At 62.6% G+C, this 13,492-nt stretch carries 13 protein-coding genes; 6 read left to right on the top strand and 7 right to left on the bottom strand.

The window, feature by feature from the left end:
• The coding region (gene htpX, locus EOA36_RS11500; RefSeq protein WP_127277743.1) for a zinc metalloprotease HtpX at window positions 1-880 on the bottom strand (880 nt) is incomplete at its 3' end.
• 105 nt (window positions 881-985) lie between these two features.
• On the opposite strand from htpX, the gene EOA36_RS11495 reads away from it, so the two are divergent.
• Complete coding sequence (locus tag EOA36_RS11495; protein WP_127277742.1) at window positions 986-1,204, top strand: DUF1674 domain-containing protein; 219 nt, start codon at window positions 986-988, stop codon at window positions 1,202-1,204.
• A gap of 60 nt (window positions 1,205-1,264) precedes the next feature.
• Here the strand turns inward: EOA36_RS11495 and EOA36_RS11490 are convergent, their stop codons facing one another.
• Window positions 1,265-1,930, bottom strand: coding sequence for an HAD-IA family hydrolase (locus EOA36_RS11490; protein WP_127277741.1), 666 nt, complete (start codon window positions 1,928-1,930; stop codon window positions 1,265-1,267).
• 165 nt (window positions 1,931-2,095) lie between these two features.
• Here EOA36_RS11490 and EOA36_RS11485 point away from each other — a divergent pair, with 165 nt between their 5' ends.
• From EOA36_RS11485 to EOA36_RS11475, 3 genes are all read left to right on the top strand, one after another.
• Window positions 2,096-2,965: a transglutaminase family protein gene (locus EOA36_RS11485; protein WP_127277740.1), complete on the top strand. Its 870-nt coding sequence runs from the start codon at window positions 2,096-2,098 to the stop codon at window positions 2,963-2,965.
• A gap of 346 nt (window positions 2,966-3,311) precedes the next feature.
• On the top strand, window positions 3,312-4,790 hold the full coding sequence (locus EOA36_RS11480; RefSeq protein WP_127277739.1) for a pilus assembly protein: 1,479 nt from the start codon (window positions 3,312-3,314) through the stop codon (window positions 4,788-4,790).
• A 360-nt stretch (window positions 4,791-5,150) separates the two neighbouring features.
• Window positions 5,151-6,419: a cyclopropane-fatty-acyl-phospholipid synthase family protein gene (locus tag EOA36_RS11475; RefSeq protein ID WP_127277738.1), complete on the top strand. Its 1,269-nt coding sequence runs from the start codon at window positions 5,151-5,153 to the stop codon at window positions 6,417-6,419.
• A 22-nt stretch (window positions 6,420-6,441) separates the two neighbouring features.
• Here the strand turns inward: EOA36_RS11475 and EOA36_RS11470 are convergent, their stop codons facing one another.
• The 3 genes from EOA36_RS11470 to acs all read right to left on the bottom strand — a co-directional run bounded on the left by EOA36_RS11470 (window position 6,442) and on the right by acs (window position 10,129).
• Window positions 6,442-7,260 (bottom strand): sugar phosphate isomerase/epimerase family protein, encoded by an 819-nt coding sequence (locus tag EOA36_RS11470; RefSeq protein WP_127277737.1) that lies wholly within the window; start codon window positions 7,258-7,260, stop codon window positions 6,442-6,444.
• Window positions 7,261-7,418: 158 nt separating this feature from the next.
• A complete protein-coding gene (locus tag EOA36_RS11465) occupies window positions 7,419-8,165 on the bottom strand; it encodes an MOSC domain-containing protein (protein WP_127277736.1) in 747 nt (248 codons plus the stop codon).
• A gap of 8 nt (window positions 8,166-8,173) precedes the next feature.
• A complete protein-coding gene (gene acs / locus EOA36_RS11460; protein WP_127277735.1) occupies window positions 8,174-10,129 on the bottom strand; it encodes an acetate--CoA ligase in 1,956 nt (651 codons plus the stop codon).
• 306 nt (window positions 10,130-10,435) lie between these two features.
• On the opposite strand from acs, the gene EOA36_RS11455 reads away from it, so the two are divergent.
• Window positions 10,436-10,708, top strand: coding sequence for an usg protein (locus EOA36_RS11455; protein WP_023784217.1), 273 nt, complete (start codon window positions 10,436-10,438; stop codon window positions 10,706-10,708).
• A gap of 246 nt (window positions 10,709-10,954) precedes the next feature.
• Here EOA36_RS11455 and EOA36_RS11450 read toward each other — a convergent pair whose 3' ends face one another.
• Together EOA36_RS11450 and EOA36_RS11445 are read right to left on the bottom strand one after the other, a co-directional pair.
• Complete coding sequence (locus EOA36_RS11450) at window positions 10,955-11,989, bottom strand: aldo/keto reductase (protein ID WP_127277734.1); 1,035 nt, start codon at window positions 11,987-11,989, stop codon at window positions 10,955-10,957.
• A 55-nt stretch (window positions 11,990-12,044) separates the two neighbouring features.
• A complete protein-coding gene (locus tag EOA36_RS11445) occupies window positions 12,045-13,226 on the bottom strand; it encodes an MFS transporter (protein ID WP_127277733.1) in 1,182 nt (393 codons plus the stop codon).
• Between the two features lie 137 nt (window positions 13,227-13,363).
• Here EOA36_RS11445 and EOA36_RS11440 point away from each other — a divergent pair.
• The coding region (locus EOA36_RS11440; protein ID WP_145969149.1) for a LysR family transcriptional regulator at window positions 13,364-13,492 on the top strand (129 nt) is incomplete at its 3' end.

Here is a 13,492-nt window from a genome sequence, read left to right as displayed (position 1 = left end):
ATGGGCGATGGCGCTGCGTGGCCCGCGCAGCGCCATCGCCCATTTCGCGCGCCATCGCCTGCAGCGCGGCGATGCGGTTGTCGGTGCTCGGATGGGTGGAGAACAGACTGTCCATGCGCTCGCCATGCAGGGGGTTGATGATGAAGAGATGCGCCATTGCCGGATTGCGCTCGGCGTCGGGGTTGGGAATGCGTTCGGCCCCGCGGGCGATCTTGTCAAGCGCGGAGGCCAGCCACAGCGGGTGTCCACAGATTTCGGCGCCGCGCCGGTCGGCCTCATATTCGCGGGTGCGGCTGACCGCCATCTGCACGATCATGGCCGCGAAGGGCGCCACGATCATCGCCGCCAGCACGCCGACAAAGCCGAACGGATTGTTTTCGCGGTTGCCGCCGAGGAAAAAGGCGAAATTGCCGAGCATCGAGATGGCACCGGCAAAGGTGGCGACGATGGTCATGGTCAGCGTGTCGCGGTGCTGGACGTGGGCGAGCTCATGCGCCATCACGGCGGCGACCTCTTCGTGGGTCAGCCGCTGCAACAGGCCCGTCGAGGCGGCCACCGCCGCGTTCTGCGGGTTGCGGCCGGTGGCAAAGGCATTCGGCTGCGGATTGTCGATCAGATAGGTTTTCGGCATCGGCAGCCCGGCCTGCTTGGCCAGTGCCTGGACGATGGCGTAATATTCCGGCGCGTTCTTCTCGTCGACCTCGACGGCGCGGTTCATCGACAGCACCATCTTGTCGGCGTTCCAATAGCTGAACAGATTGGTACCGGCGGCGACCACCAGCGCGACCATCATGCCGCCCGAGCCGCCGATCAAAAAGCCGACGCCCATGAACAGCGCCGTCATGGCGGCGAGAAGCATGGCGGTGCGAATGGTGTTCATCGTCTGCTCCTGTCGCGATGGTGGTGAAAAAGGGTCGATCCTTGCGAGGTCATCGCTATATGATGGGAAACGCCTGTTCCTGTTTCAATCCGCGGGAAATATCGCATGAACGACGAAACCAGTAAAACGCCCGCCGGCGATGGCAATGCGCCGCGGAAAGATTTGACGCCAGCCGCCCGCCGGGCGCTGGCGGAAGCCGACGCACGACGCACCGACTATCTCGCGCAGGAAGCCGCCCTGCCGAAAGAGATCGGTGGCCGTGGCGGCAAGGAGCCCGGCCGCTATGGCGACTGGGAGATCAAAGGCCTGACCAGCGACTTTTAGAGTGTGTCGATATTCAGCTGAGGCCGGCCGGCGTATCTCGCCATAGCTGGTGCGCCCAGACTAAGCGGCACTGCGCTGGGGCTCGAGCGCCAGCCAGCCTTGCTCGTCGACCGTGAGGCCGACCATATCATAGGCCGATATCGCGGCATGCGGGGTCTGCAGCGCGTGCTGGTGCGTGGCGTTGATCACCATGACCGAAGCGCCCGCCGCCTCGGCCGCCGCAATGCCGGCCGGCGCATCCTCGAACACCAGACAATCGCGCGCGTCGAAGCCAAGCCGTCTCGCGCCGAGCTGGAAGCAATCGGGCGCCGGCTTGCCGCGGGAAACATCCTCCGCCGCGACGAGGACCGCTGGGACAGGAATGCCGGCGACCTTCATGCGTGCAAGCGCCAGCGAGCGTGGCGCCGAGGTTACGATCGCCCAGCGCTCCGGTGGCAGCGAATTGAGGAACGCAACGGCGCCGGCGATCTGGAGAATGCCATCCAGATCGGCCGCTTCCGCCTTCAGGAGCAGGTCGGCTTCGTGCGTCGGATCGACGCCCGGGAGCGCCAGGGCGGTGATGGTCTCGATCGCCCGCACGCCATGGATGGTCGGCAGGAAGGCGGCGACGTCGAGGCCGTGCCGTCGTGCCCAATCACTCCATACCCGCTCCGCCGAGGCGATGGAATTGATGAGCGTGCCGTCCATGTCAAAGAGAAAGGCGGCGAATTTCTTGCCTGGGTACATGATTTTCCTTGGATTGCGGGGTGCGCCTTGGGGAAGAGCGCAACCGTATCTTCCAGGCGCCGGCATGGAAAGGCGCGAGAACGCCTTTTCGGACGGTCCAGGGAACCACCATCCCCCAACCGCGTTTCAGCCACACTATCTCCATGACCATCGAAGGGGGACGCGATGCTGATACGGCTCGGCTACGAAATCGCCATTGAATGCACAGAGCCGACGCCGGTGATTTCGCTGCTCGAGATTCACCGGGACAGGCAGGCCGATATCAAGCGGCAGACGCGGGTGCTGACGTCGCCTTCGGTGCCGACTCGGCTCTACCATGACCTGCACGGCAATGCCTGCCGCCGCTTCACTGCCCCCGCCGGCGGCTTTCGCATCCTCTACGACGCGGTGATCGAGGACAGCGGCGAGACGGACGAGATCAATACGCTGGCCAGGGAAATGCCGGTCGCCGAATTGCCCGACGAGGTGCTCGGCTATCTCCTCGGCAGCCGCTATTGCGAGACAGATCATTTGAGCAATCTCGCCTGGCAGCTTTTCGGCCATCTTCCCTCCGGCTGGGCGCGGGTACAGGCAATCGTCGATTATGTCCACAACCGGCTGTCTTTCGGCTACGGCTATGCGCGTTCGACTCGCACCGCCGCGCAGGCGCACGAGGAACGTGTCGGAGTGTGCCGCGACTTCGCCCATCTGGCGATCACGCTTTGCCGTTGCATGAACATTCCGGCGCGCTACGTGAACGGCTATCTCGGCGACATCGGCGTGCCGGCCGATCCGGCGCCGATGGATTTCTCAGCCTGGATGGAAGCATTCCTCGACGGCAAGTGGTACACGTTCGATCCGCGCCATAACCGGCCCAGAATTGGTCGCGTCGTCATCGCGCGCGGCCGCGATGCCACCGACGTTCCCTTGCTGCACAGTTTCGGCCCGCACCGGCTTACCTTGTTCAAGGTATGGACCTACGAGCAGGAAGGCAGGCTGTTCAATCCACCCCACCACGGTATCGACAGGACGGCCAGCGCACAGATGCTGGCCTAGGCATGTCGATATTCGGATGAGGCGGCCTGCGATTGCCTCACCTGAATCTCAACACAGCTGTCCCGGTACAGTTGACCCGTTGCGGCACAGAGACGCTGTTCCGCAACAAGACGTCGCCGCACACCCCACGAGGTCTTTGGTCTCGCATGGTAAGCGTCCGGTAAACGCGCGCGCGAATACAGTCCGACGTTTACCGGTCATTCACCTTCCTGCGCTGTGAAAATCCAACAAAAACAATGTTCTGCTGGCGAACTCCTGGTCTGCGGTCCGATCGCCGCGTCATCCGGCTGGAATCCTGCACTGCCCTGTCCGCGGCGACGAGGCCGAGGCAAGCGGAGGCTGTTGGATGCGGAATTACGGGGGTCTTGTTCACGCGGTCGGCGAGTTGGCCAGGGATCGCGGTGGAAATTTCGCGGTCCTGTTCGGCTTTGCCGCCTCGGTCTTGGCGCTGGTCGCGGGCTTTTCGGTCAATGTGACCCAGCTCTACAATGCCAAATCGAGCCTGCAGGGCGTGGTCGATGCGGCTGTAACATCGACGGCGCGTGACCTGACCACCGGTGCCATCAAGGAAGCCGACGCCAACAAATCCGTGCAGGCTTTTCTGGAAGCCAACAGCACGGCGGGCATGCTGCACGCCGGCCAGATCGTGCTCGACAAGCTGATCGTCGACAGGACCGCCAATACGGTCCAGGCGGATGCCCACGTCGATGTCGACCTCTATTTCCCGTTGTTCAGCACCGGTGCCATGCAGCGCGTCGGCGCTTCCACCACAGCGCTCTATTCCGACAAGCAGATAGAGGTGGCCATGATGCTCGACATAACGGGATCGATGGCCAAACGGGGCAACGTCAACAAGATCGGCGACCTGAAAGCAGCTGCGCGAAATGCCGTCCAGACGATGCTCGAGAACCAGGACTCGAAGAACCCCCGCGTTCGTGTCGCGATTGTGCCTTATGCATCTGGCGTGAACGCCGGCAAACTGGCGGAGAACGTCTATGCCGAAAAGCAAGGGAGTTCTGAGCTGCCACCCGTCGCCGGCAGTTCGCTTCTGGTTGCCAAGACGGGCAAAAATCTGCTGCCGTCCTTCAGCGACTACATCTCCATTGTTGGTGCGGCCATACCGCGCCCGGATAATTGCGCTACGGAGCGCAAGAACAAAAACGGCGACGCGGATTTGAGTGCCGACGGCCCAGACACTGTTCGCACAGACAGGAACGGCAAGAAATATTATGCCCTGGTCAATCGGGATGATCATCTCGGCGGCGAAGGAATGAACAGGTGTCCTGACGCGCAAGTGATCCCGCTGACCGCGGATTCCGATGCATTGCTTGATTCGATCGACGACTTCCGGGCCGGTGGTTATACAGCCGGCGCAATCGCCATTCAGTGGACCTATTATATGCTGTCGCCGCAATGGCGCAGCGCGATCAAGAATGCCGGCCTCGGCAACGGCGCTTCGAATGCCAATGGAAAGAAGATTGCCAAGGTCGCAATCCTGATGACCGATGGCCAGTTCAATACGGCCTTCGCGGGTGCCGCCGGGAGCTACAACGGCCAGGGTAACCTTGCGCGCGGCAATGCTGAAACGCTGTGCGGCAACATGAAAAATGACGGCATCGAGATTTTCACCATCGGCTTCGACCTGAACGATAAGGACATGTCGGCAACCGAGCGGGACCAGGCAAAGGCGGTGCTAAAGGATTGTTCGTCGAAAGACTCCTCCGCCACCGAGAAACATTATTTCGAGGTGTCCACCGGAAGTGAATTGGACGATGCCTTTCAGGAAATCATCCGCAACACCGAAAAGGTCATACTGACCCAATAATCCGCGAAACGGAAAAGGCCGCCGCTTCTTTCGAAGCCGGCGGCCTTCCGTGTTTCCGTCCATGGCGCGGCTCAATGGCGGTGACGTTCACGTCACCCGCCGCGCATCTCGCGCCTTAACGGGAAGACTGCTTCCCGAAAGTGCAATCCGCTGAGGCCACGTTCTGGAAAACGAAATCACTCGACATCGGATCACCTCCTTTCAGTTCGTTGAACACACCTTCATGATGGGGTGCGTTGCAGCAAATGACAAGTGCCCTGCTGAAAAAGGCGTCCTTGCCGGAAGATGGCGCCGCATGCTCCGGCTTGCGATCCAGGTCTTAAACGGACAAGATTGAGCCATCGACCGCGGGGGAAGGACATGGACGCCACCGAAAGAGCGGCGCGCATCGTTAGAACGGTAGTCGAGGCGGTGAAACCCAGCTTCGCGGTCAGGCTGTGGACAGGTGAGCGGATCGGCCCCGCCACCGGCCCCGTGCTGATCATCAACGACCACGACATTGTCTGGCAGATCGTTCGCCGACCGTCCCTGTCGACCCTTATCGAGATGTGGATTTCCAAGGCAGTCGACATCGAAGACGGATCGCTGTTCGATTTCTATGCCCTGCCTTCGACGGGCAAGCTGCGGCCGAAGCTGAAGACTTTGCCGAAACGGGCGCTTCTGCGTGACTTGCCGGCGGTGTTGTTTTCGAGAAAGCAGATGACGTCGCGGGTAGATCTCGCCGGTCGCAACCCGTTCGTCAGCGGCTCCAGCAAGGAGGCGATCCAGCATCACTATGATATCTCGAATGCCTTCTATGGGCTCTTTCTCGACGAGCGCATGGTCTATAGCTGCGGGTATTTCCAGGATTTCGCAAACGGCATCGACGAGGCGCAGGTCGACAAGCTCGACCATATCTGCTGCAAGCTTCGGCTGAAACCCGGTGAAAGATTGCTCGATATCGGCTGCGGCTGGGGCGCGATGCTGATCCACGCCGCGAAAAATTATGGTGTCGTCGGACACGGCGTTTCGCTGTCGCAAGCCCAGACCTCGCTAGCCCGCGAGCGCATTCGCGCCGAGGGTCTGGAGGACAAGATCACCATCGAGATAAAGTCCTACGCGGAGCTGACCGGCACCTTCGACAAGATATCGTCCATCGGTATGTTCGAACATCTAGGCCTGGCAAACCATGCGGCCTACTTCTCCGCCGTCCACCGGCTGCTGAAGCCGGGCGGCATCTATCTGCATCACGCCATCACAAGGCGCAGCAAGGGCGACATCAAGAAGACCCTGCGCAAGGGGCCGGAATACAAGGCACTGATCAAATACATCTTCCCGGGTGGCGAGCTGGACACGATCGGCATGACGCTCGGCAATCTCGAAGCACACGGCTTCCTCGTCTACGATGTCGAGAATTTGCGCGAGCACTATGCCCGCACCTGCAGGCTGTGGGCCGAGCGTCTGCAGGCGCGGTTCGGCGAGGCGATCGCCGAGGTCGGCGAAGCCAAGGCGCGGCTGTGGCTGCTTTACCTGAGCGGCTGCTCCATCACCTTCGAACGCGCCTCGGCGCAGATATTCCAGACCGTAGCCACAAAGCGCGCGCGGGGGCCTAGTGGCTTGCCCCCGACGCGGGCGGATTTGTACCGGTAGCGCGGCGCCCCCAGTTCGGGCCTTATTCGGCGATGCCGAGCGAGGCGATATAGGCCGCCGAAGCCGGTATCTTGGATTTGTCCCTGATCTCGATGATGAGGCGCGGATTGCTTTCGAGCCTGGCGAGCGCGGCAAAGACCGAACGCCATTGGATCGTACCTTCGCCGAGGCTCCAATGACGATCGGCGTAGCCGTCGGCATCCTGCAGATGGACATGTTGCAGGCGGTTGCCGGCGGCGTGCACAAAGTAGTCCACCGGCGGAGCGCCGGTCGAGCCATGGGCATAGTAGGCGTGGCCGGTGTCGATGGAGACCGCGACCGCGGGCGACTTGAAGCTGTTGGCCAAGGCCACGCGGATGTGCGGATCCTTGTCCTCGATGTTTTCGAGCACCATGGTGCAGCCGATGTCTTCGGCCCGCTTGACGGCGTCGCGCAGTGTCAGGTGGCAGTACTCGGTGATTTTTTCGCGCTCGCCGGGATTGTTGTCGAGGTTGTTGTAGGACCAGGTCGTGTAGGGGCTGTGGACGACCATGTGCGTCGCACCGACGGAGGCGCAGACTTCGAGACCTTGCAGCAGACGTTTGCTGACGACGCTGCGGATATCGGGGTCCTGCGAGGCGATGGTGAAGCCCCAGAAAGGTCCGTGAATCCCGAGCCGCCCCTTGTGGCCGTCGAGAAGCTTTCTGGCGCGGGAGGCGAGCGGTGCCCAGTCGCCGTTGAGAACGCTGGCCTCGGCGAAGCTTTGCAATTCGAGGTCACGCTGCTTTTCGAAAAGCCAGTCGCGGTGGATCTCAAGGTCGTCCAGGGTCATGGCCGCGCCAAGGATGGGCAGGGAAGTCATAGGCACTCCGATTGGTGGGATCTGAAATTGGCGGACGACGGAAGCGACAAGGCGAGCCGCGCCAGCTGTATGGCGCGGTTTTCTGTCATGCGTATTACAGGCAGCGTGAAGAGGGAGGCCACATCTCCATCGCACGAGGGCGGCGCGCTACGGGGGCGCTACGCCTCCACGAACCGCATCGGCGCGCCGATATCGACACGGCCGGGCCGGTCGACGGTGCAATAGACGCCGAGATTGTGGGCGTTGTAGCGCACCAGATTGCGCAGGATGCCGGGATCGTTATCGAAACCGTCCTGGGCAATGATGGTGAAGCCGCAGCGGCGGCACGGCTCGGAGATGGTCAAGACGAGGTCGCCGATGGCGAGCTTGCGGCCGATCCATTCGGTTTCGGGAAACGAGCCGTCGACCGGAGCCATGTCGACGACGATGTTGGGGCGGAAGCGGCGCGGATCGGCGGCACCATCGGGATGCAGTGCCTTCAGCCGCGCCAGCGAGGCCGTGGTCAGGAGATGGATCGGCGCCTTCTTGTAGCGCGCCTGCGTCAGCGGGCCGGCATAGGCGGGCGGGGCGTTCTCGCGGCCGAATGGGCGAATCGAGGCGGCAAAGCCAAGATAGTCCGACACCGCGCGGTCGCATTCGGGGCTTGGCGCGCTTAGCCAGTTACCGCCGGGAATGGCGATTTCCAGGACGCGATCATGGTTCAGCCGGGTCCTGATGCGCGGCACCTTGTGCCACTTGGCGTCACGATCGGGCCGGGCGATCTCGTTGTCCGACGTATCGACGAGGCCGAACATACGGTCACCCTCGATACTGTCGGTGCCGACCGCAATCGCCTCCAGCCGCTCGCCGGCGAGCGAACTCGCCGGATAGCGCCAGAGTTCGGCAACGCTGCCGATCGCGGCCATGGCCGGCGTCAGCCCTTCTTGTTCTGCCGGTTGGCGACGAGGTCGTCGACCACGGCCGGATCGGCAAGCGTCGAGGTGTCGCCAAGGGCGCCGAAATCGTCCTCGGCGATCTTGCGCAGGATGCGGCGCATGATCTTGCCCGAGCGGGTCTTGGGCAGGCCGGGCGCGAACTGGATCTTGTCGGGCGTGGCGATGGCGCCGATCTCCTTGCGGACATGGGCGACAAGTTCCTTGCGCAGATCTTCGGTCGCTTCGACGCCCCTCATCAAGGTGACGTAGCTGTAGATGCCCTGGCCCTTGATGTCATGGGGATAGCCGACGACAGCGGCCTCGGAAACCTTGTCGTGGCTGACGAGCGCCGATTCGACCTCGGCCGTGCCCATGCGGTGGCCGGAGACGTTGATAACGTCGTCGACGCGGCCGGTGATCCAGTAATAGCCATCGGCATCGCGGCGGCAGCCGTCACCGGTGAAGTACTTGCCCTTGTAGGTCGAGAAATAGGTCTGCACGAAACGGTCGTGATCGCCATAGACGGTGCGCATCTGGCCCGGCCAGGAATCGGTGATGCAGAGATTGCCATCGGCCGCACCCTCCACCACCTTGCCCTCGCCGTCGACCAGCTGCGGCTTGACGCCGAAGAAGGGCCGCGTCGCCGAACCCGGCTTGAGGTCGGTGGCGCCGGGCAGCGGCGTGATCAGGATGCCGCCGGTTTCGGTCTGCCACCATGTGTCGACGATCGGCACCTTGCCGTCGCCGACGACGTTGAAATACCACTCCCAGGCTTCCGGGTTGATCGGCTCGCCGACGGAGCCCAGCACACGCAGCGACTTGCGCGACGTCTTCTTCACCGGGTCGTTGCCGGCGCCCATCAGCGCGCGCAGCGCCGTGGGCGCGGTGTAGAAGATGTTGACCTTGTGCTTGTCGATGACCTCCCAGAAGCGTGACTGCGAGGGGTAGTTCGGCACACCTTCGAACATCAGCGTGGTGGCGCCGTTGGCGAGCGGCCCGTAGACGATGTAGCTGTGGCCGGTCACCCAGCCGACATCGGCGGTGCACCAGTAGATGTCGCCGTCATGATAGTCGAAGACATATTGGTGCGTCATCGACACATAGACGAGATAGCCGGCGGTGGTGTGCAGCACGCCTTTCGGCTTGCCGGTCGAGCCCGACGTGTAGAGGATGAACAGCGGATCTTCCGCCTTCATCTTCTCCGGCTTGCACTCGGACTTCACCGCCGCGACTTCGTCGTGATACCAGACATCGCGGCCCGGCGCCCAGCCGATCTTGGCGCCCGTGCGGCGCACGACCACGACGTTCTTGACCATGACGTGGTGCTTGGCGGCGATGTCGATCGCCTTGTCGGTGTTGTCCTTGAGAGGAATGGGTTTTCCTCCACGCAGGCCTTCATCCGATGTGATGACGAAGGTCGATTCGCAGTCGACGATGCGGCCGGCAAGCGCATCCGGCGAAAAGCCGCCGAAGACGACCGAATGGATGGCGCCGATACGCGTGCAGGCCAGCATCGCGTAGGCCGCCTCCGGGATCATCGGCATGTAGATGGTGACGCGGTCGCCTTTCTTGACGCCGTGCTTCTTCATCACATTGGCGAGCCGGCAGACATGCTCGTAGAGCTCGCTGTAGGTGATTTTCTTGTCGTCGTAAGGGTTGTCGCCTTCCCAGATTATGGCGGTCTGGTCACCGCGCTTCTTCAGGTGGCGGTCGATGCAATTGTACGAGACATTGGTCTGGCCATCCTCGAACCACTTGATGGAGACCTTGCCGTCGAAGGAGGTGTTCTTAACCTTGGAGAAGGGCTTGAACCAGTCGATGCGCTTGCCGTGCTTGCCCCAGAACTTGTCCGGGTTTTTCACGCTGTCGGCATACCATTTTAGGTAGGTGTCATTGTCGATCAGGGCGTTCTTCTTCCACGCCGGCTTGACGCGATGGACATGAACCTCGGACATTTCTTGGCTTTCCTCCCGAACCAATCCGCCAGCTTGAAACGCCTGCGGGATCGCGGCGACGCAGCCGCGAATTCGGCGGCATTATTACCAGTTCCGCCGCGACGGCAACATTAGACGTTGGATTCGCGCGGCGGGATGCCGCAGGGGCGCTTTTCGAGACTGTCAGCACTCGAAACGGTTCGCTGCTAACTGCATGTTTTTGTGGGAAAAGTTCGTTTTGCGATCAAGAAAAATCAATAGACAGTTAAGTAACGGCGCGCACAATTGGTGCCTGGGAGGAAAGGAGAATCAACCTTGGGGACCGCAATGCGCGACCATCTTGAAATGGACCTGATGCTCAAAGGCTACGGCCTGACAACGGCCAAGATTCTTTATCATTTCCCCGACCACCCGCATCTCCTGCAGAGCTTCGTCTGGCAGGACTACGACATCGCTCCGAAGTTTCCGGTGCTGATCCGGTTCATCGAATTCTGGAAAGCCAAGCTGGATGGGCCGCTGCATTCGGTGGTCTATACGCACCAGAAGCTGATCGCCCCGAATGAATGGCGCAAGGTGGATGGAGAGTTCGTCCTGCACTGAGAGCAGTGGCGCATCCGGCTCGCTTGCGCTGGCGGCTAGCGGAAACGCCCATCTCTTTCGTCATCCACGGGCGGAGCAAGGAGCGAAGCGACGCGGCGCAGACCCGAGGATCCATGCCGCGACTCTGAAGCGTCGCGACGGTCCAGAATTCTGCACCGCCGCGCTCTACGATCAAGGTCACGGAATGGATCCTCGGGTCTTCGCGGCTGCTCCGCCCGTGGATGACGACGTTGAGGGCCTCGCCCCTCACACCGCCGGCGGGTTCAGCCGGGCAAAGCCTTCCTGCCGCCGATAGGGGAAGTACGGGTAGGGCGCGGTGACCTCGCTTGCCGCGTCCAGCTTCTTGACCTGCTCCGGCGTCAGCGTCCAACCGACGGCGCCGAGGTTCTGGCGCAGTTGCTCCTCGTTGCGGGCGCCGATGATAACAGATGAAACGGTCGGGCGCTGCAGCAGCCAGTTGATGGCGATTTGCGGAACCGTCTTGCCGGTCTCCTCAGCCACCGCGTCAAGCGCCTCCATGACCCTGTAGAGATGTTCGTCCTCGACCGGCGGGCCGAAGCTCGCGGTCTCGTGCAGGCGGCTCTTTTCCGGCAAGGGCTGGCCACGGCGGATCTTGCCGGTCAGGCGGCCCCAGCCGAGCGGACTCCACACCAACGCGCCGACGCCCTGGTCGAGGCCGAGCGGCATCAGCTCCCATTCATAGTCGCGGCCGAGCAGCGAATAGTAGACCTGGTGCGCGACATAGCGTGGGTAGCCGTGCGTCTGCGCCAAGCCGAGCGACTTCATCACTTGCCAGCCGGAGAAGTTGGAAACACCGACATAACGCAGCTTGCCCGAGCGAACGAGGCCGTCCAGCGTCGCCAGAACTTCCTCGATCGGCGTCCCGGCATCGAAGGCGTGCAGCTGCAGCAGGTCGATATAGTCGGTGCCGAGACGCTTCAGCGCGGCATCGACCGACTTGATCAGCCGCGAGCGTGACGAGCCGTGGTCGGCCGGGCCGTCGCCCATCGGCAGCGCGGTCTTGGTCGAGATCAGAACGGCGTCGCGGCGGCCTTTTATCGCCTCGCCGAGCACCTCTTCCGAGGCGCCGTTCGAATAGACGTCGGCGGTGTCGAAGAGGTTGACGCCGGCCTCGAGGCAGATGTCGATAAGCCGCCGCGCTTCTTGCGCGTCGCTGTTGCCCCAGGCGCCGAACAGTGGGCCGGATCCGCCGAAGGTTCCGGCGCCGAATGAAAGCGCCGGGACTTTCAAACCCGATGCGCCGAGACGTCGATAGTCCATTTTCTTGCTCCTGGTGGTTTGTGAAGAAGTGAGGCGATTCGGATGTCGGCTGATGTCACAACCGGACGGAGGCGGGCGCGCCTGATGTGGCGCCGCGATCGAGGCGCAGCGCCAGTCCGGCCACGGCGAGTGCCGCGAGCGGCAGCAGGGCAGCGACCCAAGTGAGCGAACCCAGTCCAAGGCCATGGGCGATGACCGCGCCGCCAAGCCAGGCGCCGGCGGCATTGCCGAGATTGAAGGCGGCGATGTTGAACGATGAGGCCAGGCTTTGGCCGGCGCCTTGCGCCTTTTCCAGCACCCACATCTGCAGTGGCGCCACGGTGGCGAAGGCGGCCGCACCGAGCAGGCCGACATAGATCACGGCCATGACCTGGCTGTGGATGGCGAAGCTCATCGTGGCAAGCACCAGCGCCAGCACCACGAGACTGCCGAGCACCGCCGGCACCAGCCAGCGATCGGCGACCTTGCCGCCTGCGAGATTGCCGGCGATGAGGCCACCGCCGAAGACGAGCAGAATCGGCGACACGGCTGCTTCCCCGAAGCCGCTGATCTCGGTGAGCAACGGAGCGATGTAGGTGAAGACGGCGAAGACGCCGGCATAGCCGAGCACCGTAGTGGCGAGGCCGAGCAGGACGGGCGTTCGGCGCAGCACGGCGAGATCGGCGCGCAAGTCGCTCTTCTCCGGCGTCGCCTGGCCACGCGGCACCAGGGCCAGGATGACGGCGAAGGCCGCGAGGCCGACCGCGGTCACTGCCCAGAAGGTCGCGCGCCAGCCAAAAGCCTGGCCGAGCCAGGTGCCGAAAGGTACGCCGAGGATGTTGGCGATGGTCAGGCCGGTGAACATCAGCGCGATCGCCGAAGCCTTCCTGTTGGGCGCGACCAGACCAGTGGCGACCACCGAGCCAACGCCGAAGAAAGTGCCGTGGGCAAAGGCGGTGATGATGCGGGCACCCATCAGCGTCCAGTAATCGGGCGCCAGCGCACAGGCGAGGTTGCCAATCGTGAAGATCGCCATCAGCGCCAGCAGCACGGTTTTGCGCGGCCAGTTGCCGGTGGCGATGGTCAATAGGGGTGCACCGATGACGACACCTAGCGCATAACCCGAGATCAATTGGCCGGCGGCCGAGATCGACACACCAAGATCCTTACTGACATCGATGAGCAGGCCCATGATGACGAATTCGGTGACACCGATGCCAAAGGCACCGGCGGCGAGGGCGTAGAGAGCAAGAGGCATGGCGTTTCCACTTTGAAAGACGGGCCGTTCAGGCGATGAGCGCCTGTCCAACCCGCGCCCCGACCGGGAAGATCGTGTTGCCGAGTGCTGTGAACCAGACTTGATCAGGGCATATTTTCTGTGAAATAGATTCACAGATGGCCAGACCCGACATAAACCGTTCCGGCGAGATCGAAGTCTTCGTGCGCGTTGTCGAGGCAGGCAGCCTTTCCGCCGCCGCGCGCGCGCTGCGCGTGACGGCGCCCGGCGGCAGCAAGCCGATCGCG

The organism is Mesorhizobium sp. M8A.F.Ca.ET.021.01.1.1 (genome assembly GCF_003998025.1).
Classification (GTDB): Bacteria; Pseudomonadota; Alphaproteobacteria; order Rhizobiales; family Rhizobiaceae; genus Mesorhizobium.
Note: the sequence above shows the minus strand (reverse complement) of the source record. Positions and strands in the feature narration are given on the sequence as shown.